Origin of the sequence: Virgibacillus sediminis (genome assembly GCF_042643265.1) — a bacterium.
Taxonomy (GTDB): domain Bacteria; phylum Bacillota; class Bacilli; order Bacillales; family Amphibacillaceae; genus Virgibacillus_O; species Virgibacillus_O sediminis.
Map to the genome: position 1 here is coordinate 136,684 of NZ_JBHRRZ010000014.1, position 26,533 is coordinate 163,216.

Sequence of the window (26,533 nt, forward strand, 5' to 3'; positions counted from 1 at the left end):
AGAATATTGGAGTTTTGCTGTATATTGGATAAGTAAGGTAGAATTAATCAATCTTTTCGCAACTTTTCACCAAAATGTTACATAAATATGTTATAGTTATGAGAAAAATTAATTGTTGAAAAGGGGAATCATTCATTGCGTTATTTAACTGCAGGAGAATCGCATGGGAAACAACTTACTACCATTATAGAGGGGCTGCCGGCCAGAATGCCTCTATTGAAGGAAGATATCAACCATTCCTTGCTTCGCCGGCAAAAAGGGCACGGCCGAGGAAAAAGAATGCAAATTGAAAAAGATCTGGCAGAAATTACAAGTGGTGTGCGCCACGGCTATACACTGGGTTCACCTATATCTTTGGTTATACATAATGATGATTTCAAGCATTGGACGGATATTATGGGTGAAGATCCGATGGACGATGAATCCAAGATGCGAAGGGTTGTTACTAAACCACGGCCTGGCCATGCAGATTTAAATGGTGCTTTAAAATACGGGCATAGGGATATGCGGAACGTACTGGAGCGTTCTTCTGCAAGGGAAACTGCGGCAAGAGTGGCTGCCGGTGCAGTAGCTAAGACTTTACTGAAACATTTGGGTATAGAAGTATGTGGTTTCGTTAAAGAGATTGCTGGAATAAGAGCCGAAGAAATGACTTCATTAACCATGGAGGAGAAGCAACACGCCTCTGAAAACTCCCCTGTGAGGGTTCTGGATAAAAATGTGGAAAAAGAAATGATGGATGCCATCGATGCTGCCAAAAAAGAAGGAGATTCCATAGGCGGTGTCACCGAAGTCTATGTGGAAGGAATGCCAGCCGGTATAGGGTCCTATGTCCATTATGACCGCAAGCTTGACAGCAGAATTGCCGGCAGTGTGGTGAGTATCAATGCCTATAAGGGTGTAGAGTTCGGGATAGGATTCGAAGCAGCCAGGGAGAACGGAAGCAAGGTCCATGATGAAATTGCATGGGATAAAGACCAGGGGTATTACCGTACATCCAATCGGTTAGGGGGATTCGAAGGCGGCATGACAACAGGTATGCCGATTGTCGTCAGGGGAGTTATGAAGCCGATTCCTACCTTGATGCTCAAACCCCTGCAAAGTGTGGATATTGAAACAAAAGAGCCTTTTAAGGCCACGGTAGAAAGGTCGGATGCCTGCGCTGTGCCTGCAGCATCTGTTGTTATGGAGCATGTTGTAGCATTTGAATTGGCGAAAGCAATTCTGGAACAATTCCCGCATGATCAATTTCCTAAACTGCAGAAGGCCATCGAAGACTATCGGGAAGAAATCAGGTGCTTCTAGTGAAGGAAATGAAAGTACAAGCAAGTTCTCATTCATATCCCATCTATGTCGGCGAGAATCTTCGCTTTCAGGTAGGACGTCTTTTAAAAGAAGAATACTCTTCCATTATGGTTGTCTCCGACGAAACAGTTGGAGAGCTTTATTTGGAAGATATTCTTGCAAGCATTAATCATAGCCACCTGTATTATACCCTGGTGCCAGCCGGGGAAGAATCCAAAAATATTGATCAGTTCTATCAGCTGCACAGTAAAGCGATGGAATTCGGATTGGACCGCCGCTCTTTAATCATTGCACTGGGCGGCGGAGTCATTGGAGACTTGGCAGGATTTGTGGCAGCAACTTATATGCGTGGAATTGATTACATCCAAGTTCCTACTACAATCCTTGCACATGACAGCAGTGTAGGTGGAAAAGTTGCTGTCAACCATCATATGGGAAAAAATATGATAGGAAACTTCTATCCGCCTAAAGCTGTCATCTATGATGTTCAGACCTTGGAATCTCTCAGTGGGAAGGAAGTCCGTTCAGGATATGCTGAACTGGTGAAAGAAGCATTCATTGGGGATGAAAAGTTTCTGGAGGAACTTTTCAGTATCAAGCTGGGGGACCTTAGCAGCACACAGCTGACTGAACATTTGTACAATGGAATCAAAGTGAAAGCAGCTATTGTAGAGGCAGATGAAAAAGAAGCGGGTATACGAAAATACCTTAACCTTGGCCATACACTTGGCCATGCACTTGAAGCGGAGAATGGCTACGGCAAGATAGCTCATGGAGAGGCAGTGGCTGTTGGTATGTTATTCGCATTATTCATCAGTGAACAGGTATATGGCAGATCGCTGCCATACCAACAGCTATTGGAGTGGCTTCATACTAACGGATATCCGTTGCAGGTTGGCGAAACCTCGCCGGAAGCATTAATTGAACGGATGAAATCAGATAAAAAGAACATAGGAAACAATATACAGATGATTCTTCTTCGGGGCACAGGCGACCTCACCACGGAGGAGGTTCCTGAACAAGAACTAAAAGAATACTTAAAAACTTTTATAGGAAAGCTGGTGTGAATTACATGACAAGGGGTATACGAGGTGCCACTACGGTTGAAGAGAACACGGAAAAGGAAATCCTTGAAAATACACAGAAGCTCATTGAAGAAATGACTTTCAAAAATAATGTAAAACCGGAAGATATCTCTCATATTTTCATTTCGGCAACAGAGGAGATAAATGCAGTATTTCCGGCGAGGGCTCTAAGAAATTTGGAAGGTTGGACGTATGTTCCCGTGATGTGCATGAGGGAGTTAGATGTGAAAAACAGCCTTCCTAGCTGTATACGTGTAATGATGGTGGTAAACACCTCTATCGACCAAAGAGATATTCAGCATGTGTTCCATAAAGATGCTGTAAAATTGCGCCCTGATTTGGCAGAGAAGTAATCACATCACAAATCAAATAAGTCAAATCAAATAGCAAGGGGTTTTCATAGTGGTACGAACAATATTAGTTGCAGGGTTAGGATTAATAGGAGGGTCACTCGCCAAGAGCATCAAAGCATCCGGCGATCATCAGCTGATCGGCTATGATGTCAGCAGAGAGACCCTGGAATATGCACAGGAACACAGAATAATTGATAAAGCAGCAGACAGTTTTACAGAGGGAGCTCTAGAGGCAGAAATCGTCATATTGGCGGCTCCTATTTCAGAAACTATTGAATTAATGAAAAAGCTGGACAAACTCCCTTTGGAAAAGGAAATTATTGTATCGGATGTGGCTTCTGTTAAAGGATCCATCCTAGAAGAAGCAAACAATCTTACAAACAGGAATATTACTTTTATCGGTGGTCATCCGATGGCAGGTTCCCACAAAAAAGGAATAGAGGCTGCAAAAGAGCATTTATTTGAAAATGCGATTTATGTACTTACACCGACGGTTAAATGCAAAGAAGACAAGGTAGAGGAACTTAAAGCGGTATTAAAGGGGACGGAAAGCAAATTCATTACATTACAGCCGAGCGAGCATGATGAGATGACAGGGGTAGTCTCCCACTTCCCGCACTTGATAGCTTCCTCCCTGGTTCAGCAGGCCAAAAAGTGGGCTGATACTCACTCATTTCTTCCAAATCTGGCAGCAGGTGGGTTTCGCGATATTACCAGAATTGCTTCAAGCAATCCGAAAATGTGGCAGGATATTTTCCATCATAATCAATCACAGATGTCTCAGCTGCTGGACGAGTGGATAAAGGAAATGGCTAAATTAAAAGAATTAGTGGAAGAAAATGAAAAAGAAAAGATGATTACATACCTGGAACAGGCCAAGACATACCGTGATGGTCTGGAAAAATCGGAGAAAGGGGCAATCCCGGCCTTTTACGATCTGTATGTTGACATTCAGGACAAGCCAGGATCGCTTGCTACTGTTGTCCAGATGCTTGCAGATGAAGAAATAAGTATTAAAAATATACAAATTCTTGAGATTCGCGAAGGGATCACCGGTGCTTTACTGTTGAGCTTTTCCGCAGAGGAACAGCAAAAGGAGAGTTACCAGCTTCTTCAAAGAAATGGATATGAAGTCATGATGCAATAATTATACTAGCAGAGGAAGTGAAGCGGATGAGTAAACTGGTCTTATCACCTATTTCAAGACCTTTAGAGGGAATAATTGAGGTGCCAGGAGATAAATCAATATCCCATAGGGCGGTCATTTTTGGAGCCCTTGCAGAAGGTACGACAAAGGTAACACATTTTTTAGACGGAGAAGACTGTATGCGCACGGTCCGTGCCTTCCAGAATATGGGGGTGCCCATCTTTCGGGAGGGAGACTCTCTAGTTATTGAAGGCAAAGGCATATCTGCATTGAAAGAACCGAATGAACCACTTTATTTTGGAAATTCAGGAACGACCTCCCGCCTAATGATCGGCTTGTTAGCAGGGCTCCCTTTCTTTACTACTGCTTGGGGAGACCCATCCTTATCAAACAGGCCAATGGACAGAGTAGTTCTCCCATTAAAGGAAATGGGTGCAGTTATTGACGGGAGGGGGCAGGGCAGTTATCTGCCGCTTTCCATAAGAGGAACCAAATTGCAAGGAATTGATTACACGCTGCCTGTAAAAAGTGCTCAAGTTAAATCGGCTGTATTATTTGCAGGGCTGCTGGCTGAAGGAACCACGACAGTCAGAGAAAAGACGCAGACAAGGAATCATACAGAGAACATGCTGAAAGCTTTTCGTGCAGATATAACCACTGATGGTAACACCACAACCATAACCAACAAGAACGAGTTGCAAGCGACGGATATTTATGTTCCTGGGGATATTTCGTCCGCAGCATTCTTTCTTGCAGCAGCGGCAATTGTCCCAGACAGCCGTATTACCTTGAAGAATGTCGGTTTAAACCCTACCAGGACGGGGATTCTGGATGTACTTAATAAAATGGGTGCAGAGATAGAAATAAGCAATCAGGAAGAGGTAGGCGGAGAGTTGATAGGAGACCTGACAGTGGCATACACGGCTCTCCGTGCTGTCGAAATACAGGGGGATATCATTCCAAGGCTTATAGACGAGATCCCTGTAATTGCGTTGTTGGCAACACAGGCGGAAGGTACCACTGTAATAAGGGATGCGGAGGAACTGCGAGTAAAGGAAACGGATAGAATCGCAGCTGTTGCCGACGTTCTCTCTTCGTTTGGGGCTGATATAGAAGCAACGGAAGATGGCATGATCATCAAGGGTAAATCACAACTTTCCGGAAGCGCAGTATCCGCCTATAATGATCATAGGATAGCTATGATGAGTGCTGTTGCTTCGTTAATTGCCGATGGGGAAGTAACCATTGACGACGATTCTTCCATCGCAATCTCCTATCCAGGCTTCTTTGACGATCTCAAAAAAGTAATGAACTGAACAAAAAGGAATCTGCTGCTTGCAGATTCCTTTTTTCACTGAGCATGCTTGTATCCCTCTTTATTTGAACATATAAAAGCATTTCGGTATGATTAAATGTATCATATTAACTAAATCCAGTCGGATAGGCAAGAGAGGATGTTCGGAATGGACACCATTATGGAAGCTGTCAAACTAGTAGAGAGCAATCAAACCGAAAAGGCCATAGAATTATTGGAAAACTATTTGCCAAAGGCCGACGAAGAGGAGAAGTTCACCATTGCAGAATTATATAATCAATGGGGATTCCTTCAAGAAGCAAGCGAAATACTGAATAGCTTGTTGCAGCAATATCCGGAAGAAAGTGATCTGAAGGTGATGCTTGCTGACATATATGTGGAATTGGAAGATGATGAGGCTGCCATTAATTTATTGAATGAAATTAATGAAGATGATGAAGCATATGTACAGACATTGATCCAACTGGCCGATCTCTATCAGGCGCAGGGGCTTTTCGAAGTGGCAGAGCAGAAACTGCTTACCGCAAAACAGCATGAGCCTAATGAGCCGGTAGTGGATTTAGCCCTGGCAGAATTACTGTTCTCCATTGGGGAGTACCGAAAAGCAATTACTTACTATGAAAAAATCCTGCCGAAGACAAAGGAATTGGCAAACATATCAATTAATGACCGGCTGGCAGAAGCACATGCTGCTTCAGGCGAATATGAAGAAGCACTACAATTTTACCAGGATATAGAAAGTGAACACCCTGATACTTTATTCAAATACGGTTTTACTGCAAAACAAGCCAACCGTTCAGATATTGCGATAAAAGCATGGGAGCATGTTATCAAGATTGACCCATACTATCATACGGTGTATTACCAGTTGGCAAAAGTATACGAGGAAGATGGCAGGACCCAGGAAGCCTATGACACAGCTAAAAAAGGGCTGGAAATTGATGAGTTCAACAAAGAATTATTCTATTTTGCCGGAGTATTAGCACATCAATTGGAAAAAGAAGACGAGAGTGAAACATTGGTCAGGGAAGCAATTGCTTTAGACCCTGACTATAAAGAAGCTATTCTGTTTCTGATCGAAATGTTCAAGACATCCGGAGATTCTACTAAAATTATTGACCTAATTACAGAATTGAAAAGTACCGGAGCCGACGATTCCTTATATGATTGGGAACTTGCCCGGGCTTATAATGAAGAGGAATTATATGAGGATGCATTAAACTCCTACAACACAGCATACAATGGATTAAAAGAGGATGCTGACTTCCTGAAAGAATATGGCTATTTTCTGACAGAAGAAGGGAGGATCGGTGCAGCAATACCTATCTTTGAAGCGTATTTAATTCATCAGCCTTCAGATACAGACATTGAAGAATTCCTCAGCCGGTTGAAAATGGAGAATGAAAGCAGATAAATCGACCTGTGATGACAATGTCCAATATGAGGAGGGTTAATTATGCAGACCCCTGTATCCGCAGAGGAGAAGAGAAAGTTTCTTCGGTGGTTTCTTGACCATTATCAACTCAAAAAACGAGAAAGTGTCTGGATTCTGAACTACCTGCTTAACCATCAGAGTATATTGAAGCATGTCCATTTTGTCAGAGACGTAAAGTATTGCCCTCGAGGGATCCTAATGACAACTCATTGCTCGGGGGATACGCCTTTCCGGTTTTATAAAGATCACCTGGTGACAACAGATGCCGAGAAATCATTCCACGATATCAGATTAAATCCAGAAGAGCCGTTATATTTACAGCTTAACTTCAAGAAGTCTCATCAAAATGCATATTATGTATCCGTCATGGAGGAAAACCCCTTTAAGCCTGATAGTCAAGATATTACTGAAAAAGATAGACTTACTGCAGTCCGCCTATTGGAAGATTCTTTATTTGCTTTTCAGAAGAATCGCCTGCTCTCCGAAATTGATAGAGCGCTGGATGATATGGACCGCAAAAGGTTTGACAAGCTGGTTCGTAAATTGCATCAATTGGAAGAATCCTATGTTGATCAACCTGGATTGCAAAAGCAATAGGTTGATTTTTTTTTGCATTTTACATACCATTTACTGAAGATAGCATAATTTTACCCAATTGGGAAAGAATGAGAAGGAGTGTTAAAAGGATGAAATGGTCCGCAGCAGATTTACCAAGATACATAGAGGCGAAAGAATACATAGATACTGTAATGATACCCTTGATCCCTTTCCAACTGTCTAATGACAAAACCACAGAGAAGGTAGCCTTTCAGAATGAACTTCTTTCCATCCTTGCCAATGAGATTGAAAAAGAACTGACTGGAAGGATGATGCTTAGCCCCCCTTACCATTATAGGGAAACAAGTGTAGGAGAAAGCGAAATTGTACGCCTGAATGGTTGGGTTGAGGAAGTCAGGGAGCAACCCTTCAACCATATATTCTTTATTACTTTCGACTCCACCTGGAAAAAAGCAGAAAACACCTTGGATGGAAGTGTCCTATGGTTCCCCGGAAGCCAATCAGGGGATCTTTCTTCTAATGAAATGAAACGGCAGATACGTGACCAGGTTGGTCAGATTACAGAGTTGATTAGGAGTTATTGGTCATAAGGGTTTTTGTCAAAATTTCTTACAGAAACCCGGATAATTATGGAGAACCATATCGTTATTTATTGACCGGAAAAAAAGTTTACGCTATCATTGTATTGTCCTAGTAATATGATTAAATAATAATTGTCCGTGATTATTGTACAAGAGGGGGGAAAATCATGAGCGAAAAGAAGCAGCAGGTATCCCGCAGGCAGTTCCTTAATTACACGCTGACTGGTTTAGGCGGATTTATGGCAGCCGGTTTAATGATGCCGATGGTAAGAATGGCAGTGGACCCGGTACTGCAGGAGTCATCTGCTGGGGATATGGCAAATGTCGGTATATCTGTAGACGAACTTACTACAGAACCGCAGCGTGTAGACTGGACTGTTGAACAGGTGGACGGCTGGTACACGTCTGAAGTTAGCCGGTCTGCATGGGTATTTATAGATGAAAATGACGAGATACAAGCCTTTTCACCTATCTGTAAACACTTGGGATGTGTTGTTTCCTGGGAGGGAAGCGAAGAGTATCCAAATGAATTTTTCTGCCCATGCCATAATGGCCGCTATTATAAGGACGGAACAAACGTACCGGGCACACCACCGCTGGCACCATTGGACGTATATGAAATGAAAGTTGAAAATGGCATGCTATTCTTAGGCGAGCCTGTACCAAGAGAGGAGGCGTAATAATTTATGCTGCAAAAGTTGTACGATTGGATTGATGAACGTGTAGATATTACGCCGATTTGGCGGGATATCGCAGATCATGAAGTTCCAGAACATGTGAACCCGGCCCACCACTTTTCCGCTTTTGTTTATTGTTTCGGCGGTTTGACATTCTTCGTGGTAGTCATTCAGATATTGTCCGGGATGTTTCTAACAATGTATTATGTACCGGATATTGAAAATGCCTGGAAATCCGTTTACTATCTACAGACAGAGGTAGCACACGGCCAAATTGTTCGTGGAATGCACCATTGGGGTGCAAGTGTAGTGGTAGTAATGCTTTTATTACATACTTGCCGGGTTTTCTTCCAAGGTGCCTACAAAAAACCGCGTGAACTCAACTGGATGGTTGGTGTTCTGCTTTTCTTTGTCATCCTTGGACTTGGTTTTACCGGTTATCTCCTTCCTTGGGATAATAAAGCATACTTTGCAACCCAGGTTGGATTGGAAATTGCCGAGCAGGTGCCTTTCATTGGTTCCGAGCTGAAGACGTTGCTAGCCGGTGATGAAAACATTGTAGGAGCCCAGACATTGGCAAGATTCTTCGCCATCCATGTGTTCTTCCTGCCAGCAGCTCTGTTTGCATTGATGGGCATACACTTTATCTTAATCCGTAAACAAGGTATTTCCGGACCACTATAAAAAGGAGGGAAAGCTGTGAAGAAGGGAAAAGGAATGAAGTTCGTCGGTGATTCACGGATCTCCGCCGAACGAAATCCCCATATACCAAAAGATTATTCTGAATATCCTGGAAGAACGGAAGCATTCTGGCCTAACTTTTTATTAAAAGAATGGTTGGCGGGGTCTGTATTCCTTGTCGGTTTCTTGTGCTTGACCTTAGCACATCCTTCTCCACTTGAAGGTGTTGCTGATCCGACAGATGCAGCCTATATACCATTGCCGGATTGGTACTTCCTATTCTTATATGAACTGCTGAAATATGAATACGCCAGTGCTGATTGGTCATTAATGGGCATCCTTGTCATTCCAGGCCTGGCATTCGGCGCACTTCTTCTTGCTCCGTTTCTGGATAATGGACCAGGCAGAAGGCCGCATCAGCGCCCTGTGGCGGTAGGTATGATGCTTTTAGGGCTGGTATCTGTTATCTGGTTGACTTACACATCAGCATCTCACGTTGATTGGGAGGCCCGTGCAGAAGCTAATAAGCCGATTCCTGAAGGGGAGCAAGTGGCCATTGACACGGATCATGCAGGGTATGAGATTTATCAAAATAACTGTATGTCATGCCATGGAGAAAATCTCGAAGGGGGAGCTGCAGGTCCTTCACTCATCGGCATCGATCGTTCTGCTGAAGAGATTGCAACTATCGCCCAAGAGGGTATAGGTTCTATGCCTGCTGGCCAATTCACCGGTTCTGAGGAAGAACTGGAGAAATTAGTTGATTTCATTATTTCTGTAAATGAAGATACGTCGGAATAGTATTTTCTGTCTTTGTTAAAAAGCACCTTTGCCATGATGGTAAAGGTGCTTTTTATAGATTTTTTACACAGGGGGAATACCATGCTTAAATATATACTATTAGATAAACGCTTCCTCATCCTTTTATTTTTCGTAAATTTTTTCGGGACTATTTATGGGTATATGTGGTATGGAGGCCAACTGTCAGTTACACCGGACATTTTCCTCATTTTTGTTCCCGACAGCCCTACGGCAAGTTTATTTTTTACCGTTTTTCTGCTGTTTTTCATATTTAACAGGAATGTACCCTATATTGAGGCACTTGCCCTGATTACCCTTGTCAAGTATGGGGTATGGGCAGTAGTAATGAATATACTCACCTTGATGATTGATGGGAATATTGGCTGGCAGGGTTATATGCTGATTGCTTCACATGGGGCTATGGCGGTCCAAGCCCTGCTTTATACTCCATATTACAAGATTAGAATGAGGCATATAGTAGTGGCGGCTGTCTGGACGTTGCACAATGATGTTATTGACTACGTTTTCGGCATGATGCCTGTTTATTCATCACTGACTAAGTATATGGGAGAAATAGGATATTTTACATTTTGGCTCAGCATCTTTTGTATTTTTCTGGCGTATCAGCTTACGGTGGGACGGAATTCTAAGCTGAATAAGTAGTCGATGTTATAACTAGTGTGGTCTCTTCATATATTGTAGGAAGTAATAATATGTGAGGTGATCCACTATGGCAAAGAAACTCTTCTTTCAGATGCTCACAGCTGCAGCTATCATCATAGTGATCGTAACCCATTCACATCTTCCTGCGTCTTCTGCTGCCGCAAAAAATACTGTCATTTATACATCGGGACCTGACCTAACCATTTTGTATTGGGCTGCTGGAATAATCGGCGGCTGTATAGCACTTACATTATCCTATGTGAGTTGGAGAAAATATAAGGGGGAGAAGGAAAGGGAAGAGCGGGAAAACAAGGACAAATCAGTTGACTAAAGCCTAGTCTTTGACTAAAATTGACCTTAAGAAAGGATAAACATCTCATGGAGGAATGCAAATGATAGGTGGCTTAGGTGGTTATTTAATTTATATCGCCCTTTTGATGATCATCCCTATATGGGCGCAATCGAGGGTGAAAGGAACATACCAGAAGTATTCCAAAAAGCCAACATCCTCTGGAATGACAGGTGCCGAGGTCGCCAGAAGGATACTGGATGATAATGGGTTGTATGATGTACAGATTGGCCGGGTCAAGGGTACCCTGTCGGATCATTATGACCCTAGAAAGAAGGTAATTAATCTTTCGGAAGGTATTTATAATGGTCAGTCCATGGCATCTTCAGCCGTGGCTGCCCATGAGGTTGGACATGCCATTCAGGATCAGCAAGAATATGCCTTTCTGAAGTTAAGGAGCGCCTTGGTACCTGTTGCCAGCTTTGGCTCCAATATATCGTTCTTCTTTATTCTTGCAGGTATCTTCTTCGGTGCGACAAATATGCTGCTGTTGGGAATTATCTTCATGTCAGCCGCCGTACTGTTTCAACTGGTGACCCTTCCGGTCGAGTTTGATGCCTCGAATCGTGCAATGGGCCAACTGGTTGCATCGGGAGTCATCCGCAATAATGAAGAGCGCGAAACAAAGAAAGTGTTGAATGCTGCAGCTTTAACATATGTTGCCGCTGCATTAGTTGCAGTAGCCGAATTGTTGAGGTTTGTAATGATTTACCTTGCACAACGCGAATAGCCTTTAAAAAGAGATGGATGCTCATAGCCTCCATCTCTTTTATTATTCTGTGCATGTATGGAACCAAACCTACTCGTGGATTGGGTTTTTGTTTTCATCCAGGGTGAACCCTTCTCCCATTACATCATGAACTGAACTCATAGCAACAAATGCATGTGGGTCGATGGAAGTAATAATGCTTTTCAACTTTATAATTTCATTCCTGGCTACGATACAATATAAAACATCTCTGTTTTCTCCTGAAAAACTCCCCTTTCCGTTTAAAATGGTGACGCCCCGGTCCATATCCCTATTAATTTTACCAGCTATTTCACTGCTGTAAGGGGATATGATGGTTGCACCTCGTGCAGCATAAGCACCTTCCTGAATGAAGTCAATGACCCTGGCCGCTACATAAACAGCTACTAGAGTGTACATACCTTCGATAAGGTCCAGAATTGCCAGGATGGAGGCAGAGATTACCACTAGGTCGAACAGAAACATGGTCCTACCCATGCTCCAGCCTGCATATTTATTGATCAAGCGGGCGATAATATCGACGCCTCCAGTAGTCCCCCCATATCTGAAGACTATTCCAAGTCCTGCTCCGATAAACACTCCCGCGAAGAGAGCTGCTAATGTCATATCTGATTGCAAGTAGATAGTAAACTTATTAGCTTGGAAGATGGCTAAGAACACAGATACGGACACCGTGCCGATAATAGTGTAAAGAAACGTATTACGCCCGAGTAACTTCCAGCCGATCAGAAAAACAGGAATATTCAGCACGATATTGGAAATAGCTGGGTCCCATCCCCATAAGAAATATAGAAGAAGGGTAATTCCTGTAAACCCGCCTTCACCTAAATTATTTTCCATATTGAAGTGGACTATACCGAACGAATAGATAGCTGAGCCTACTAAGATAAAGAAGGTGTTTTTCAGCTTGAGTCCAAAGATCATTTTTTCATCTCCTCCCGTACAGTTGTAAGTTGATCTCTTTCAGGGTTTTGTATTTTGAAAGGAAATAATTTGTCAAAATCCCTAACATTAGCTAACATTATAATAGACTAATTTAGGGAAAAGGGGAACTTACCATCAGTACACCTATATATACCACAGATCAAATACAAAAACGAGTAGATGAGTATATTTCACAATTTAAAGAAGGATATTTCTCTCCCCTAAGCATGATGGCCAGGCTCTCTGAGGAAGTCGGTGAGCTGGCAAGAGAAGTGAACCATTATTATGGAGAGAAACCGAAAAAGACGACAGAAGAAGAAAAAACAGTGGAAGAGGAGCTGGGCGATATCATCTTTGTCCTGTCCTGTTTCGCAAACTCTCTCGATATCGATTTGTCGGAGGCTTTTGATATAGCCATCAACAAAATCGAAACTCGGGATAAAGATAGATGGACACATAAAGATAACTAAGACTGAAATATTCAAGGAGGACATACATAATGACATTAAAAGTAATCATCGCAGGGCCAAGGGGGAAAATGGGCTCAGAAGCAGTAAAAATGGTGAATGAGGACTCTGATTTTGAGCTTGTTGCCTGTATAGATAGAAAACATAATGAAAGGGGATATGAAAATCCGGACGTTCAGGCACTTAATATACCTGTGTTCGCCCATGCCGAAGAGTGTTTCCAGAACGTCAAAGCGGATCTTCTAGTAGATCTGACTGTCCCTGAAGTTGGATATGAACATACAAAAGCGGCACTGCAAAATTACATTCGACCAGTAGTTGGTACTACGGGATTTACGGATGAGCAGCTAAGTGAACTGATAAGTATATCGAGGGAGATGAAGCTTGGAGGAATCATTGCACCAAACTTTGCTATTGGGGCAGTGCTTATGATGAAGTTTTCCCAAATGGCTGCCAAATACCTTCCAGATGTGGATATTATTGAGAAGCATCATGACAATAAGCTTGATGCCCCGTCCGGAACAGCTGTAAAAACGGCAGAAATGATTCAGAAAACCAGGGAGGCCAAAAAACAAGGGCATCCGCATGAGAAGGAAACAATAGACGGAGCCCGAGGAGCAGACCATGACGGTATGCACATCCATAGTGTACGGCTGCCTGGTCTTGTGGCCCATCAGGAAGTTATCTTCGGAGGGCCAGGGCAGACCCTGACGATTAAGCATGATTCTTATAACCGCAAGTCATTCATGGACGGCATCCGTTTTTCCTTGAAAAAGGCAATGGAGATGGATGAATTGGTATATGGACTGGAAAATATTTTATAGGGAGCGTTCCGGATGTTAAAGATTGGGATTACCTGTTATCCCACCGTGGGAGGGTCGGGGATAATTGCTACAGAATTGGGAATGCTTATGGCCGAACAGGGGCATGAAATCCATTTTATTACTTCAGGGTTGCCCTTTCGGCTTACTGAAGTTTCCCCGAAGATTTACTATCACGAAGTTGAGGTCGGGCATTATCCGGTTTTTCAATACCCTCCCTATGATCTGGCTTTGGCCACTAAGATGGCTGAAGTAATCGATCAGGAGAAACTGGATATCCTGCATGTCCATTACGCCATGCCGCACGCAATTTGTGCGATGCTTGCACGGGATATGGCTGAACATGAAGTTAAAATCGTTACAACCCTCCATGGGACAGATATAACAGTGTTGGGGATTGATCATACCTTTAAAAAAACCATCAAACATGGAATTGAGGAATCGGACGCGGTGACCGCAGTTTCAAAAAGTCTTGTCAATCAGACAAAAGAAATGCTGGACATCAAGAAAAATATCTCAGTCATCTACAATTTCGTCAATGAAAAAGAATATTTTAGGAGAAACCTTCCAGGGGTCAAGGAGAAATTTGGCATCCTTCCGGAAGATAAGGTTCTTATCCATATTTCTAATTTCCGTAAGGTTAAAAGAGTGGAAGATGTGATTGAAACATTCCATAAGGTAGAGGAAAAAGTGCAAGCCAAATTGGTGATGGTCGGGGACGGACCTGAGTACTCGAATGCTATGCAGTTTGCCAAAGAGCTTGGTATAGCTGATAAGGTACTCTTTTTGGGGAAACAAAAAAACATCAGTGATTTGCTATCTATATCGGACCTTAAACTGCTGTTATCCGAAAAAGAAAGCTTTGGGCTTGTAATCCTGGAAGCGATGGCCTGTCAGGTGCCTGCTATTGGTACGAACGTAGGTGGTATACCTGAAGTTATTTCTCATAATGAAACGGGGTACATTGTAGACCCCGGAGATACAGAGACAGCAGCGGCTTATGCAGTGGACATATTGACAAACCCATCCCTACAGGGAGAACTCTCGAGTAATGCTCTTCAAGTTGCTCGCGAGAAGTTTCATTCCAGTAGGATTGTTGGGCAGTACTTAGATACTTACAAAGAGTTATTACAATAAATAAGAACAAGGTGATCACATGCTTCCTGAGATCTTTCAAGCTGCCAGACCTATAATCGAAAAACTTGAACAACACCATTACGAGGCATATTTTGTCGGGGGATGTGTGCGGGATTGGCTGCTTCGTCGTCCTATGGGCGATATAGATATTGCCACCTCCGCCTCTCCGGAAAATATTCAAGAGATCTTTGAAAAAGTCATTCCTGTGGGGATTGAGCATGGTACAGTCATTGTACGATGGGAAAAGGAATCATACGAAGTTACGACTTTCCGGACTGATGGAAAATATTCAGACAAGCGCCACCCTGATGACGTCGTCTTCATAGACAACATCGAACTTGACTTAGAGCGAAGGGATTTTACTATCAATGCTCTAGCTATGGATAAGGATGGCAGTATCATCGATTTGTTCCATGGAAGAGAGGATCTGCAGAGAAAGCTGATTCGAACAGTCGGTAATGGTGAACAGCGGTTTCAAGAGGATTCATTAAGAATCGCCCGTGCATTGAGGTTCTGCAGCCAATTAGGCTTTGACATTCATCCGGAGACATTGGATGCAATGTACAAGGTGAAAGATGATATGGAGGGGCTTGCCGTAGAAAGACTGGCCACGGAAATGGAAAAACTATTTGCCGGCAGTCATTTGCAAACAGGGATCCACTATCTGAAGAAGACAGGAGTATATATGCACCTGCCTGTCATTAAGGATTACCCGCATATTATCCAACGACTGCCATCATCATTGAGACCTCTTCTCACACTGGGGGAGGTTTTTGCCTTATTTCATATTTTGGAAGAGGAAATTCCAATCGAAACATGGGTAAAAGCCTGGAAATGCTCCAATCAGATCAAGAACCAGGCAAAAGCGTTGGTAGAGTCTTACAGTTATTACCGTAGCCATGGAGCAGATGAATGGCTAGCTTACCGACTTAGCCGATTTAATCAGGAAGCGTTCACTCGTTTAACGGTCTCGCTTCACCCTGGGGACCAATTGGGCATGGAAGATTTCACTCGAATAAATGACAGATTGCCCATCCAATCTACAAGGGAGATGGACATTGACGGCAAAGAAATTGCTGAATTATTCCCAGAGAGAAAAAAGGGACCTTGGATGAAGGAAACTATTCAGAAAGTGGAAAAAAAGATTGTTATGGGTGAATTGAATAATAGTAAATCCGATATAAAGGAGTGGATAAAATGGAATCCACCCGAACGAGATTAATTAAGATATTATCAGCTGAAAGGGATTCTTATATTTCTGGCCAAGCTTTATCAGATGCTTTGAATATCTCCCGTAATGCTGTGTGGAAGCATATGAAGGAGCTCGAGAAAGATGGTTATGAGATTGAAGGAAAGCCTAGAAAGGGTTATCGCATTCTAAGCTTCCCAGATAAACTGAGTTCTAACACGTTGCAGTGGGGGCTACATACAAATTGGCTGGGACAGCATACAATCCATAAAAGCTCCACACCTTCAACCCAGTTTGTTGCACATCAGGCTGCCAGGGAAATGGCTGCTCACGGAACAGTGGTAATTGCGGATGAGCAGACACAGGGAAGGGGCAGAATGAACCGGTCGTGGTATTCTGCCAAAGAGAAGGGAGTATGGATGAGTATCATCCTGCGCCCGGGTATTCAGCCATATCTTGCTCCACAGTTAACGCTAATGTCAGCTGTGGCCTTGGCAGATGCTTTACGGAGACACACAGGAACAAAGCCACTCATTAAATGGCCGAACGATATACTTCTTTCTGGAAAGAAAACCGCTGGTATTCTAACGGAAATGCAGGCAGAGCAAGATCAGATTCAGTACGTGGTCATTGGGATAGGATTAAATGTAAACCATCAAGAAACTGATTTAGCAGAGGATTTGCAGGGGAGAGCCACTTCTCTCTATTTGGAAACGGGGAAAACATGGCAAATAAAAGAGCTTGTACAGGATATTTTACAGTCATTTGAAAAAACATATGAACAATACATCGATAACGGGTTTCCGGCAATTAAAGACAGATGGGAAAAATACGGTTTTAAAATAGGAGAGAAAATTACCGCTAAAACGCTCAAAGACAGCTGGAAGGCTAAATTCCTGGGAATATCCGAGGATGGCGCTTTGATTCTTCAGACTGAAAATGGAGAGACTAAGCAATTATATTCCGCAGAAATAGATTGGTTCGAACGGAATGGGCAGTAATAAAAAGACAACTATCAATATTTTTGATAGAGAAAAAGGAGGGATGGTGCATGGATCGTTATGTCGTTATCGACCTGGAAACCACGGGACATTCTCCTCAAAAGGGAGACAAAATAATTGAAGTAGGTATTGCTGTCATTGAAGGAGACCAGATAACTGATCACTTCACAACACTACTCAACCCTGGCCAACCCATCCCATCCTTCATCAGCGGCCTTACAGGGATAATGGATGAGGATGTTCAGGAAGCCCCATCTTTTGAAGAAATGGCTGCAGATATAGCTGGCATGTTCCAGGATGCTTATTTAATTGCACATAATGTCCCATTTGATTTAGGTTTCCTAAATGCAGAACTGCAAAGGCTCGGGTATGAGCCGCTGCACAATCCTGTGCTTGATACAGTGGAGCTAGCACGTATCCTATATCCGATGGCTCCAAGCTATAAACTTGGACAGCTCGCGGAGTATCTTGAATTGGAACATAATGACCCTCATCGAGCCTTATCAGATGCGCATGTAACTGCAGAAATTTTTCTCAACCTTAAGGAAAAATTATCCTCATTACCATATGAAACAATTACTCATCTGCAGGGGTTAGAAAAACTATTCAAATCGGATATGTCCTTAATTCTCTCCAAGTTGGAACAGCAGCTTGCTTACTCGACAGAAGAACCGCAGCATATTGAAACTTACCGTGGCTTGGCCTTCCGGAAATTCGAGCCTCAGAATAAAGCAATACAAGAAATCTCCCTTTCCTATGGTGATTATCTTGATAATATATACGAAGCAGAAGGAACCATGGAAAGTAAAATGGCCAGATATGAAAAGAGAATCGGGCAGCGGAAAATGTCAGAGGTCATTTATGATGCTTTTCAAACTTCTCATCATGCTTTAATAGAAGCTGAGACGGGGACTGGTAAATCATTGGCATACCTGATTCCAGCCATCTATGAAGCAGTTCAGTCCAATAAGCGGGTGATTATCAGCACTCATACAACACAGCTGCAATCCCAGCTTCTTTACGAAGAAATCCCATTTGTAGGAGATATAGTGCCAGTTCCTTTCCAGGCAGCGCTTTTAAAAGGGAAAGGGCACTATATCAGTTTGGAAAGATTTGAACAGGAACTGTCTGATCCTGACCAAAATAATTATGACACAGCCCTCACAAAAGCTAAATTGCTTGTATGGCTGACCGAAACAAAAACAGGGGATATTGATGAAATCCAGCTTCCCTCAAGCGGCTATTTCTTTTTTAAAAAGATCTCCACTGAGGCAGAAGGGCGTATGGACCCACAGTCACCTTGGTTCAAACATTCCTTTTATCAACATGCGCGCAGAAGGGCACAGCAAGCCGATATCATTGTTACCAATCATTCATTATTGTGTACCGATATGTTTAATGATTACCAATTCCTCCCATCTTATGACAAACTAATAATAGATGAAGCACATCATCTGGAAGAAACAGCTTCACGGCACTATGGATTAAAACTTGACTATGTCAGTATGCAATATGTCTTCAATCAGCTTGGTGCTTCAGACGAGGCAAAAGAGTTCAATAAAATAATCAGAGGCTATTCCTACAATCCCGATGACTTGCCTCTGGAAAACTGGGATAGCATACTTATGCAGGCCAAGTATGAAATGGATGACTTGTTCCGTACGCTCTTCCAGTATGTCGTCGACCAGCGGAGGAAGAATAAATCCCTTAGTGATACAGGGCGCATTCAATACCGATTTGATCAAGGAGAAGATGATACAGACAGATGGGCCACTGTTAAGGAAATGGCAAATCGACTGATTTTCTTCATTCGGGATCTTATCCATATTCTTTCGATGATTGAGCATTACTTCAACAGCAGGAAAGCGCTGGAAAAAAGGGATGCCGAGGAAATTACCAAGCAAATACTGCAGCTACAATCTTTCATCGATAGGGTAGAACATTTGTTCCTGGATGATCAAGGAGATAAAACTGTCAAATGGATGGAAGTAGAAGCATATGGAGCGAAGAATGCCGTATATCTGTATAGTGAACCATTGGATATGTCACATCTTCTGTCCGAAGATTTCTTTGAGAAGAAAGATAGTGTCATTCTGACCAGCGCTACCCTAACGATGAGGAATTCATTTTCATTTGTCAGGGAGAGGCTTGGAGTACCGGAAGAGCGCCTGATAACAGAGAAAATAACCTCGCCATTTTCCTATGATGACCAAGTACAGTTGCTTATTCCCAATGATTTCCCCGATATCAAATATGGAAGTACGGAAGACTTTGTGTATGCAACATGTGAAGCGATTATTTCATTGGCAGAGATAACGGAAGGGCGAATGCTCGTTTTATTCACCTCCTATGAAATGCTAAGAAAAGCACATTCAGTTTTAAAAGAAAGTCTGGATACGCAAGATTATGTCATCATCGCCCAAGGAATTTCGAGCGGAAGCAGGAGCAGGCTGAAGAAGAACTTTCAAACATATGACAAGGCAATTCTGCTGGGCACTAGCTCCTTTTGGGAAGGGGTAGACATACCGGGAGAAGATTTATCCTGCCTGATGATTGTACGGCTTCCATTTCAACCGCCGGACCACCCTGTATACCAAGCGAAGGCAGACTTCCTGCAAAGCAAAGGTAAAAATGCTTTTTTCGATTTGGCACTTCCGAATGCGGTCATTCGGTTTAAACAGGGGTTTGGCAGGTTAATCCGTTCGACGAGTGACAGAGGAATCGTATTTGTCTGTGATGCAAGGATTAGCAAATCACGTTACGGAAAGTTTTTCACACAGTCAATTCCGGATGTACCTATCACCTATGACAGCACTGGACGGTTGCTGGAAAAAGCAGAGCAATGGTTTTGAATATAAAATCATTATAGAATGCGGGTGCTTTATGGAGGATTACGGTATATAATAGGAAGGCATGCATTTCCCATTTGGCAAGGTCCAATATACACTTGCTATGTTATGTACGATGTATGGTGTGCATTTGAATGGATATTCCGTTAAAATAAGCTGGGATTGTGAATATTTCGTTCATGCTAGGGCAACAAATGATATTGAAATATAAGGGCTGGATGAGGATTATGAAGATAGATAAATCTCTGCCTGGCTGGTTGAAATGGGGATCGGCTGCTATAGTTATTATTCTATTGATATGCTTGATCTCGGCAGCAGTGCTTTATAGTAATATCCACCAGGAAAGAACAGAGGCTTTTGCAGAAACGGAGAAGGTACTTTTAGAAGCCACATCGTTGCAGCAAATTACAGATATCAAACAATTCAATGGTGCAGAATCCTATCATGTGGTTTTTGGGGTAAATGAGGAAAATGAAGAGAAAATCATCTACTACCCTCTAGGAGGAAGAGAGAAGAACCTAACCACTGTGGACCGCAGTGAGATTATCACGCAAGATAAGGTAGTTGAAGAATGGAAAAGCAGATGCATGGATTGTAAACTAGTTCAGATAGTGCCTTCCCTGATTGATGGGGAAGAATTGTGGGAGATTACATATTGGGATGAGTCTGGACGTTATGTATTTGACTATGTATCCATTTACGACGGCTCTCCCTATGAAATGTATCGACTAAATCCGATGTTTGAATAATTCAATATGCTATTAAGTTATATATGGAGGTTACTACACGTGAAAACAACAATTTCTCAAGCACCTCAACACGTCGAAGAAAGTGTGAGAATAGGGGCATGGTTAGCCAATAAGCGCTCTAGTGGTAAGATTGCCTTTTTACAGCTCAGGGATGGAACAGGCTTTATACAAGGCGTAGTTGCAAAAAATGATGTAAGTGAAGAGACTTTTCGGCTTGCAAAAGGTATGACTCAGGAATCTTCCATGTATGTAACAGGGAAGATCGTCGAGGATGCCCGGTCGCCATTTGGTTATGAAATGCAAGTTTCCGACATTGAATTAATTCACGAGGCAACAGATTACCCGATTACACCTAAAGAACATGGGACGGAATTCCTGATGGATCATCGTCATTTATGGCTCCGATCCAAAAAACAGCATGCAGTAATGAAAATTAGAAATGAAATTATTCGTGCCACCTACCAGTTCTTCAATCAGCAGGGCTTTGTGAAAGTAGATCCGCCTATCTTGACGGGATCCTCAGCTGAAGGGACTACTGAGCTTTTCCATACGAAGTATTTTGAAGAGGAAGCTTATTTGTCCCAAAGCGGCCAGTTGTATATGGAAGCTGCGGCCATGGCTTTAGGGAAAGTATTTTCTTTCGGACCAACTTTTCGTGCGGAGAAGTCCAAGACGCGCAGGCATCTAATTGAATTTTGGATGATCGAGCCGGAAATGGCTTTTATGGATCATGAAGAAAGCCTCGAAGTCCAGGAGCAATATGTCAGCTTTATCGTGCAGTCTGTTTTGGAGAATTGCAAGCTGGAGCTACACGCGCTCGAGCGGGACACATCAAAATTAGAAAACATAAAAGAGCCTTTCCCGCGGATCTCTTATGATGATGCGATTACTCTGCTGAAAGAAAAAGGTTTTGAGGATATCGAGTGGGGAGAAGATTTTGGAGCCCCTCATGAAACAGCTATCGCAGAAAGCTTTGACAAACCGGTATTTATCACCAATTACCCTGCCGATATTAAAGCATTCTACATGCAACCGCATCCTGATCGTCCTGAAGTTGTACTTTGTGCCGATTTAATCGCCCCAGAAGGTTATGGAGAAATTATCGGCGGCTCTCAACGAATTGATGATTTGAAATTAATGGAAGAACGTTATGAACAGCATGGTCTAACAGGGCCTGCCTACAAGTGGTACCTTGAGTTACGTCGATATGGCAGTGTACCCCATTCCGGGTTCGGCCTAGGACTGGAGAGAACGGTAGCATGGCTCTCAGGGGTAGAGCATGTCCGAGAGACCATCCCATTTCCTCGGCTGCTGAACCGTCTGTATCCATAAGTGTGTTAAAAGAAAAAAAATCAATCCCTTGCCACCTTAGAGCAAGGGATTTTATCATGAAAAACAGCAGAAGACTGTTATGCAAAATTGAGGTGCTGATCTATGTCCAATTCTATTTCCTACCAGCAATTGTTAGTTGGTCAGGTTTCCATACCAATTAAGCTGCTGTCTGAGTTTACTTCCCTTGGTCTAGATGAAAAAGAGGTAATGGTGGTCCTGCAGATCCATCGGTTCATCCATGAAAAAAAAGAGTTTCCCACTCCTTTTGAAATAGCAGCACATTTGACACTTAGTGAAAAGGAGTGTGCCAATACACTGCGTAAACTTATTCAAAAGGACTTTCTTACCATATACCAGCAGCAAAATGAAATGAACCAGTTAAGCGAGGCTTATTCCCTTGACCCCCTCTGGCGCAAGCTTTTTACAGAAAAGAAGACACCCGAAAATCCGCCGGAAGATGGATCCATGTTCATCCTCTTTGAACAGGAGTTTGGCCGGCCACTATCCCCGTTTGAAATAGAAACCATCAATGCGTGGCTGGACGAGGACCAAATTGCTCCTTCGCTGATCAAGGCTGGTTTAAGAGAATCCGTATTGATGGGCAAACTCAACTTTAAATACATTGACCGAATTTTAAGGGAGTGGAAGAAGAAGGGAATTCATTCTGTTGAACAAGCAAGAGAAGCCAGTAAAAAATTTCACCATCAACAGGAGAAAAGACAAGAGCCTGTAAAACAAAGGGATACTTCATTCTATTATAACTGGTTAGAGGGAGAAGAATAGCCATGTTGAATAAAAAGCAGATCAGATATTGCTTGGACACCATGAAGGAAATGTTTCCGGAAGCAAAGGGAGAGTTGAACCATTCAAACCCCTTCGAACTTGTAATAGCTGTCTTATTGTCGGCACAATGTACAGATGCATTAGTGAACAGGGTAACCGCAGATTTATTTCAGAAATACAAGACTCCAGAAGATTATCTGTCTGTTTCCCTAGAGGAACTCCAGCATGATATAAAATCCATTGGTTTATATCGAACCAAAGCCAAAAACATTAGAAAACTTTGCCAGGTACTACTGGATGATTATAATGGGGAAGTGCCAAGGACAAAGGACGAACTGATGAAACTGGCAGGTGTCGGAAGGAAAACAGCCAATGTAGTGGCATCTATAGCTTTTAATGAACCAGCAATCGCAGTAGACACGCATGTAGAGAGGGTGTCCAAAAGACTCGGGATTTGCCGGTGGAAAGATTCGGTTACAGAAGTAGAAGAAACGCTGATGAGAAAGGTTCCCAGAGACGAATGGAGCGATACCCACCATAGAATGATCTTCTTTGGAAGATATCATTGTAAGGCCCGAAACCCCAATTGTCCCGAATGCCCACTTTTGGATCTTTGCCGGGAGGGTAAGAAACGGATGAAAAGAGCGGAATCTAACAAATAGAAAGAGGCAGACCATATTCATATGGTCTGCCTCTTTTACTTAAATCATTCTTCGTTTTCTTTATCGTTCTGGTCTTGACTTTGAGTTTCGGCATCGTTATTGCTACCTTCGCTATTATTCCCGTTTTCTTCTGACTGGCCTTGGGCATCCGATTCTCCATTTTCTTCGTCGTTCCCGCTGTTGGTGTTTCCACCATCATTATCACTTTCGCCGGCAGGACCGTTATTTTCATTGTCTGTATTTCCATTACCGTTACCAGTACCATTTTCATTCGTGTTGCCTTCACTATCGGGTGCTTCTTGATCAGGTTGCTGGTTCTCTTCCTGGCTATTTTCACCCTCACTGCTCTCCGGCTGTGGTACAGTGACTTCTGTACTTCGTGTTTCGCCTCGTACTCCTTCGTTTTCACCTATAGGTGTCACGGCAATGCTGTAAGTTTCTCCAGGTTGAGCCCCACTGATTTCTAGGCCGTTGGAAGATACAGTCTGGGTCTGCCCATTCACATCAACTTCAAAAGAAGCAGGAGGGCCATTATATTGCCAAGAAACGTCAATCAGTTGATTTGTTGCATCATAACTGCCGGCTAGACCGCTGACAGAGCCAAGATTTGCTTGTTCATCTTCTTCCTTATCTTCAGCACCAGACGCATTGACAGTTGTCGATCTTGCTTCACTTCGATTAGAAGAGTCATCAGAATCGACAGCAACTACTTGAATTTTATATTCAGTGCCAGGCTCAACGTCTGATATAGTCAGAGAAGTATCTGCGGTTGAAGATAACACTTGCATCTGCCCGCCATTCTCGCTTGCACTTACTTCAAATTCGACATCTGTGTTTGAAGGATAGGACCAGCTGACATCGATGGAATTACTTTCTTCGTTGTATGTCGCGTTTAGACTGCTGACTGGATCCAATTGATCAAACTTCTGAGATGTATTGGAGGGCTCCGTGCCTCTTATAAATAATTCCGTCACGATTTGCGAAGACGGTGTATAAGGACTTGGAAGTTTTGCTGGATTGGATCCTTTTTCAACAGCTACCTCGACTACCGAATCCGGTTGTTCGAAATCGGGGGTATCGATATCTTTTGACAATTCCTCCATTGTTAGTTTGAACAATTGCCTGGAAAGGGAAGTATCTTCCAGTGCGTTATTATCCGGGTCGCCTGTCCATACCGAAATGGTGTAATTAGTAGTATAACCGGCGAACCATGCATCTGCTGCTTCACCGCCAACAAGGTTGGTGGTACCTGTTTTCCCCGCGATTGGAAGACCAGGTACATTGGCTGATTGCCCCGTACCATCCGCCATGACACTTTTCAGCATATCTGTAATCATATATGCGGTGGAGTCTGCCATAACTGCTTCGGGTTCGGGATTGAATTCAACTGTTTCCCCATCTGGAAATTCCACCTTAGTAACGGCAAATGGTTCATTGTATAATCCTTCATTCCCGAATGCCCGGTAAGCTCCGGCCATTTGCAGGGGGGTGACTTCAGTGGAAGTTCCACCGATTGCTTCTCCAATCTGACGTGTCTTTAGTTCAATACCCAATCTTCCTGCAAATTCAGCTGCATTATCTAAGCCGACTTCTTCGAGCGTTTTGAGGGCAGGTATGTTGTATGAATGAGTCAGAGCTTCTCTTGCGGACACCCATCCATGGTACTGCCGGTCGAAATTATTAAATTCATGGTCTCCTACAGAATACGGCTCATCAAGTATCTGATGATATGTTGACCAGTTATTGAACTCTATTGCGGGCCCATAATCAACAATTGGCTTAATGGAAGAACCAGGCTGGTTTGTAACATTGATGGCATAGTTAAGCCCGCCATTTTCCAAGCCTCCCCGTGCCCCGCCAATTGCTTTAATAGCACCTGTCTTGGTATCAAGCACAGTCATTCCAGCCTGAATGGCCTCGTTTGGATAATCCACCGGGGATTCATCCGAAAGCAAATATTCTACATGGTCCTGCGCGTCCCTATCCAGTGTTGTATGAATCTTAAGCCCATCCGTATAAATATCTGCTCCATCGAGCTTGCCGCTGACTTCATCTCGTACTTGTTGGAGGAAAGCCTCATATTTCACAGGGTCAGGCCTTTTATCAGTTAGGAGAGATGGTATATCTACTTCTCTGGCCTCTTCAGCCTCCTGTTCGGAGATTTTATCATGTCTCACCATCAAGCTGAGAACAGTGTTCATTCTTTCCTTCATCAAATCAGGGTTTTCAAATGGATTGTATGCAGAAGGACGCTGTGGCAATCCGGCTAGGATCGCAGCCTCAGGCAATGTAAGCTCACTTAAATCTGTCTTTCCGAAATACACCTCCGCAGCTTTTCCGACTCCGTAAGCTCCCGCACCATAATAAATCTTGTTAAGGTACATTTCCATGATTTCTTCTTTAGAATATTCCCGTTCCAGCTTAAGTGCCAGCCATTGCTCTTGGACTTTCAGGCTTATTTTTTTATCAGGTGATAAGAAAGACTTTTCTACTACCTGCTGGGTAATTGTGCTTGCCCCTTGGGACCCGAAACCGTTTGTCACATTAGCGATAATGGCTCCGCCTATACGTCTCAAATCGATTCCAGGGTGTTCGAAGTACCTTGCGTCTTCCGTTGCAATAACTGCATCGATTAATATATCCGGAAGCTCTTCATAGGTCACTTTAGACCGCTGCTCTGCCCCGAGGGAAGCAAAGGCCTCTCCATCCTCATCTAACACTTGGGAAGGGAACGGGTCGGTCAGCATAGAGGCATCAAGCTCTGGAGCAGTAGCAATCCAGTAGGTGACCAAGCCGGCTCCGGCTATTCCCACGGTCAATAATACGATGAGTATAGTAAAAAGGACCCTTTTCCATAATGGTTTATTTTTGGATTTCTTTTGTTTTCTTCTTGCTGTTCTAGATTGGCTGTTTTCTGCCAT

The 26,533-nt window shown here is 43.1% G+C and carries 26 protein-coding genes; 24 read left to right on the top strand and 2 right to left on the bottom strand.

Annotation, left to right across the window (positions count from 1 at the left end; translation table 11 throughout):
• The first annotated feature begins 135 nt into the window (after positions 1–135).
• The 14 genes from aroC to ACFODW_RS08230 all read left to right on the top strand — a co-directional run bounded on the left by aroC (position 136) and on the right by ACFODW_RS08230 (position 11,680).
• Positions 136–1,305, top strand: a complete 1,170-nt coding sequence (gene aroC / locus ACFODW_RS08165; RefSeq protein WP_390305136.1) for a chorismate synthase — start codon at positions 136–138, stop codon at positions 1,303–1,305.
• Positions 1,305–2,372, top strand: coding sequence for a 3-dehydroquinate synthase (gene aroB / locus ACFODW_RS08170; protein WP_390305232.1), 1,068 nt, complete (start codon positions 1,305–1,307; stop codon positions 2,370–2,372). Before aroC ends, aroB begins: the two co-directional genes overlap by 1 nt.
• Positions 2,373–2,377: 5 nt before the next feature.
• A complete protein-coding gene (gene aroH, locus ACFODW_RS08175; protein WP_390305234.1) occupies positions 2,378–2,743 on the top strand; it encodes a chorismate mutase in 366 nt (121 codons plus the stop codon).
• A gap of 49 nt (positions 2,744–2,792) precedes the next feature.
• Positions 2,793–3,890: a prephenate dehydrogenase gene (locus tag ACFODW_RS08180; RefSeq protein ID WP_390305138.1), complete on the top strand. Its 1,098-nt coding sequence runs from the start codon at positions 2,793–2,795 to the stop codon at positions 3,888–3,890.
• A gap of 26 nt (positions 3,891–3,916) precedes the next feature.
• Positions 3,917–5,206: a 3-phosphoshikimate 1-carboxyvinyltransferase gene (aroA, locus tag ACFODW_RS08185; protein WP_390305140.1), complete on the top strand. Its 1,290-nt coding sequence runs from the start codon at positions 3,917–3,919 to the stop codon at positions 5,204–5,206.
• A gap of 147 nt (positions 5,207–5,353) precedes the next feature.
• Positions 5,354–6,619, top strand: a complete 1,266-nt coding sequence (locus ACFODW_RS08190) for a tetratricopeptide repeat protein (RefSeq protein ID WP_390305142.1) — start codon at positions 5,354–5,356, stop codon at positions 6,617–6,619.
• Positions 6,620–6,661: 42 nt separating this feature from the next.
• A complete protein-coding gene (locus ACFODW_RS08195; RefSeq protein ID WP_390305144.1) occupies positions 6,662–7,237 on the top strand; it encodes a ReoY family proteolytic degradation factor in 576 nt (191 codons plus the stop codon).
• Positions 7,238–7,326: 89 nt separating this feature from the next.
• Positions 7,327–7,788, top strand: coding sequence for a YpiF family protein (locus ACFODW_RS08200; protein WP_390305146.1), 462 nt, complete (start codon positions 7,327–7,329; stop codon positions 7,786–7,788).
• Between the two features lie 158 nt (positions 7,789–7,946).
• Entirely contained in the window at positions 7,947–8,459 is a 513-nt protein-coding gene (locus tag ACFODW_RS08205; RefSeq protein WP_390305148.1) for a QcrA and Rieske domain-containing protein, read from the top strand.
• A 6-nt stretch (positions 8,460–8,465) separates the two neighbouring features.
• Positions 8,466–9,140: a menaquinol-cytochrome c reductase cytochrome b subunit gene (gene qcrB / locus ACFODW_RS08210; protein WP_390305150.1), complete on the top strand. Its 675-nt coding sequence runs from the start codon at positions 8,466–8,468 to the stop codon at positions 9,138–9,140.
• A gap of 15 nt (positions 9,141–9,155) precedes the next feature.
• A complete protein-coding gene (locus ACFODW_RS08215; RefSeq protein ID WP_390305152.1) occupies positions 9,156–9,938 on the top strand; it encodes a menaquinol-cytochrome c reductase cytochrome b/c subunit in 783 nt (260 codons plus the stop codon).
• 81 nt (positions 9,939–10,019) lie between these two features.
• Positions 10,020–10,601 carry a DUF1405 domain-containing protein gene (locus tag ACFODW_RS08220; RefSeq protein ID WP_390305154.1) on the top strand — a complete coding sequence of 194 codons (582 nt, stop codon included), beginning with the start codon at positions 10,020–10,022 and terminating at the stop codon, positions 10,599–10,601.
• A 67-nt stretch (positions 10,602–10,668) separates the two neighbouring features.
• On the top strand, positions 10,669–10,932 hold the full coding sequence (locus ACFODW_RS08225) for a sporulation protein YpjB (RefSeq protein WP_390305156.1): 264 nt from the start codon (positions 10,669–10,671) through the stop codon (positions 10,930–10,932).
• A gap of 61 nt (positions 10,933–10,993) precedes the next feature.
• A complete protein-coding gene (locus ACFODW_RS08230) occupies positions 10,994–11,680 on the top strand; it encodes a zinc metallopeptidase (protein ID WP_390305158.1) in 687 nt (228 codons plus the stop codon).
• A gap of 69 nt (positions 11,681–11,749) precedes the next feature.
• Here the strand turns inward: ACFODW_RS08230 and ACFODW_RS08235 are convergent, their stop codons facing one another.
• Positions 11,750–12,622: a YitT family protein gene (locus ACFODW_RS08235; protein WP_390305160.1), complete on the bottom strand. Its 873-nt coding sequence runs from the start codon at positions 12,620–12,622 to the stop codon at positions 11,750–11,752.
• 146 nt (positions 12,623–12,768) lie between these two features.
• Between ACFODW_RS08235 and ACFODW_RS08240 the strand changes: the two genes are divergently transcribed.
• The 10 genes from ACFODW_RS08240 (at position 12,769) to nth (ending at position 23,612) form a co-directional block, all read left to right on the top strand.
• Positions 12,769–13,092 (top strand): nucleotide pyrophosphohydrolase, encoded by a 324-nt coding sequence (locus ACFODW_RS08240; protein WP_390305236.1) that lies wholly within the window; start codon positions 12,769–12,771, stop codon positions 13,090–13,092.
• 29 nt (positions 13,093–13,121) lie between these two features.
• Complete coding sequence (dapB, locus tag ACFODW_RS08245; protein ID WP_390305162.1) at positions 13,122–13,913, top strand: 4-hydroxy-tetrahydrodipicolinate reductase; 792 nt, start codon at positions 13,122–13,124, stop codon at positions 13,911–13,913.
• A gap of 12 nt (positions 13,914–13,925) precedes the next feature.
• Entirely contained in the window at positions 13,926–15,047 is a 1,122-nt protein-coding gene (gene bshA / locus ACFODW_RS08250; protein ID WP_390305164.1) for an N-acetyl-alpha-D-glucosaminyl L-malate synthase BshA, read from the top strand.
• 19 nt (positions 15,048–15,066) lie between these two features.
• On the top strand, positions 15,067–16,269 hold the full coding sequence (locus ACFODW_RS08255; protein WP_390305166.1) for a CCA tRNA nucleotidyltransferase: 1,203 nt from the start codon (positions 15,067–15,069) through the stop codon (positions 16,267–16,269).
• Positions 16,245–17,237, top strand: a complete 993-nt coding sequence (locus ACFODW_RS08260) for a biotin--[acetyl-CoA-carboxylase] ligase (RefSeq protein WP_390305168.1) — start codon at positions 16,245–16,247, stop codon at positions 17,235–17,237. The genes ACFODW_RS08255 and ACFODW_RS08260 overlap by 25 nt, the downstream gene beginning before the upstream one ends.
• 50 nt (positions 17,238–17,287) lie before the next feature.
• Positions 17,288–20,089: an ATP-dependent DNA helicase DinG gene (dinG, locus tag ACFODW_RS08265; RefSeq protein WP_390305170.1), complete on the top strand. Its 2,802-nt coding sequence runs from the start codon at positions 17,288–17,290 to the stop codon at positions 20,087–20,089.
• Positions 20,090–20,313: 224 nt separating this feature from the next.
• Positions 20,314–20,835, top strand: coding sequence for a cell wall elongation regulator TseB-like domain-containing protein (locus tag ACFODW_RS08270; RefSeq protein WP_390305172.1), 522 nt, complete (start codon positions 20,314–20,316; stop codon positions 20,833–20,835).
• A gap of 39 nt (positions 20,836–20,874) precedes the next feature.
• Entirely contained in the window at positions 20,875–22,167 is a 1,293-nt protein-coding gene (gene asnS / locus ACFODW_RS08275; RefSeq protein ID WP_390305174.1) for an asparagine--tRNA ligase, read from the top strand.
• Between the two features lie 102 nt (positions 22,168–22,269).
• Positions 22,270–22,950 (top strand): DnaD domain-containing protein, encoded by a 681-nt coding sequence (locus tag ACFODW_RS08280; protein WP_390305176.1) that lies wholly within the window; start codon positions 22,270–22,272, stop codon positions 22,948–22,950.
• Positions 22,951–22,952: 2 nt separating this feature from the next.
• Positions 22,953–23,612, top strand: a complete 660-nt coding sequence (nth, locus tag ACFODW_RS08285) for an endonuclease III (protein ID WP_390305178.1) — start codon at positions 22,953–22,955, stop codon at positions 23,610–23,612.
• A 44-nt stretch (positions 23,613–23,656) separates the two neighbouring features.
• Here the strand turns inward: nth and ACFODW_RS08290 are convergent, their stop codons facing one another.
• A complete protein-coding gene (locus ACFODW_RS08290; protein ID WP_390305180.1) occupies positions 23,657–26,533 on the bottom strand; it encodes a PBP1A family penicillin-binding protein in 2,877 nt (958 codons plus the stop codon).

What these genes read in the sequence shown, in the direction of transcription:
- aroH (WP_390305234.1), top strand. Translation starts at nt 2,378, where the DNA reads ATGACAAGGGGTATACGAGGTGCCACTACGGTTGAAGAGAACACGGAA.
- aroA (WP_390305140.1), top strand. Translation starts at nt 3,917, where the DNA reads ATGAGTAAACTGGTCTTATCACCTATTTCAAGACCTTTAGAGGGAATA.
- ACFODW_RS08190 (WP_390305142.1), top strand. Translation starts at nt 5,354, where the DNA reads ATGGACACCATTATGGAAGCTGTCAAACTAGTAGAGAGCAATCAAACC.
- ACFODW_RS08195 (WP_390305144.1), top strand. Translation starts at nt 6,662, where the DNA reads ATGCAGACCCCTGTATCCGCAGAGGAGAAGAGAAAGTTTCTTCGGTGG.
- ACFODW_RS08200 (WP_390305146.1), top strand. Translation starts at nt 7,327, where the DNA reads ATGAAATGGTCCGCAGCAGATTTACCAAGATACATAGAGGCGAAAGAA.
- ACFODW_RS08205 (WP_390305148.1), top strand. Translation starts at nt 7,947, where the DNA reads ATGAGCGAAAAGAAGCAGCAGGTATCCCGCAGGCAGTTCCTTAATTAC.
- qcrB (WP_390305150.1), top strand. Translation starts at nt 8,466, where the DNA reads ATGCTGCAAAAGTTGTACGATTGGATTGATGAACGTGTAGATATTACG.
- ACFODW_RS08220 (WP_390305154.1), top strand. Translation starts at nt 10,020, where the DNA reads ATGCTTAAATATATACTATTAGATAAACGCTTCCTCATCCTTTTATTT.
- ACFODW_RS08225 (WP_390305156.1), top strand. Translation starts at nt 10,669, where the DNA reads ATGGCAAAGAAACTCTTCTTTCAGATGCTCACAGCTGCAGCTATCATC.
- ACFODW_RS08230 (WP_390305158.1), top strand. Translation starts at nt 10,994, where the DNA reads ATGATAGGTGGCTTAGGTGGTTATTTAATTTATATCGCCCTTTTGATG.
- ACFODW_RS08235 (WP_390305160.1), bottom strand. Translation starts at nt 12,622, where the DNA reads ATGATCTTTGGACTCAAGCTGAAAAACACCTTCTTTATCTTAGTAGGC.
- dapB (WP_390305162.1), top strand. Translation starts at nt 13,122, where the DNA reads ATGACATTAAAAGTAATCATCGCAGGGCCAAGGGGGAAAATGGGCTCA.
- bshA (WP_390305164.1), top strand. Translation starts at nt 13,926, where the DNA reads ATGTTAAAGATTGGGATTACCTGTTATCCCACCGTGGGAGGGTCGGGG.
- ACFODW_RS08255 (WP_390305166.1), top strand. Translation starts at nt 15,067, where the DNA reads ATGCTTCCTGAGATCTTTCAAGCTGCCAGACCTATAATCGAAAAACTT.
- ACFODW_RS08260 (WP_390305168.1), top strand. Translation starts at nt 16,245, where the DNA reads ATGGAATCCACCCGAACGAGATTAATTAAGATATTATCAGCTGAAAGG.
- dinG (WP_390305170.1), top strand. Translation starts at nt 17,288, where the DNA reads ATGGATCGTTATGTCGTTATCGACCTGGAAACCACGGGACATTCTCCT.
- ACFODW_RS08270 (WP_390305172.1), top strand. Translation starts at nt 20,314, where the DNA reads ATGAAGATAGATAAATCTCTGCCTGGCTGGTTGAAATGGGGATCGGCT.
- ACFODW_RS08280 (WP_390305176.1), top strand. Translation starts at nt 22,270, where the DNA reads ATGTCCAATTCTATTTCCTACCAGCAATTGTTAGTTGGTCAGGTTTCC.
- nth (WP_390305178.1), top strand. Translation starts at nt 22,953, where the DNA reads ATGTTGAATAAAAAGCAGATCAGATATTGCTTGGACACCATGAAGGAA.
- ACFODW_RS08290 (WP_390305180.1), bottom strand. Translation starts at nt 26,533, where the DNA reads ATGGCAGAAAACAGCCAATCTAGAACAGCAAGAAGAAAACAAAAGAAA.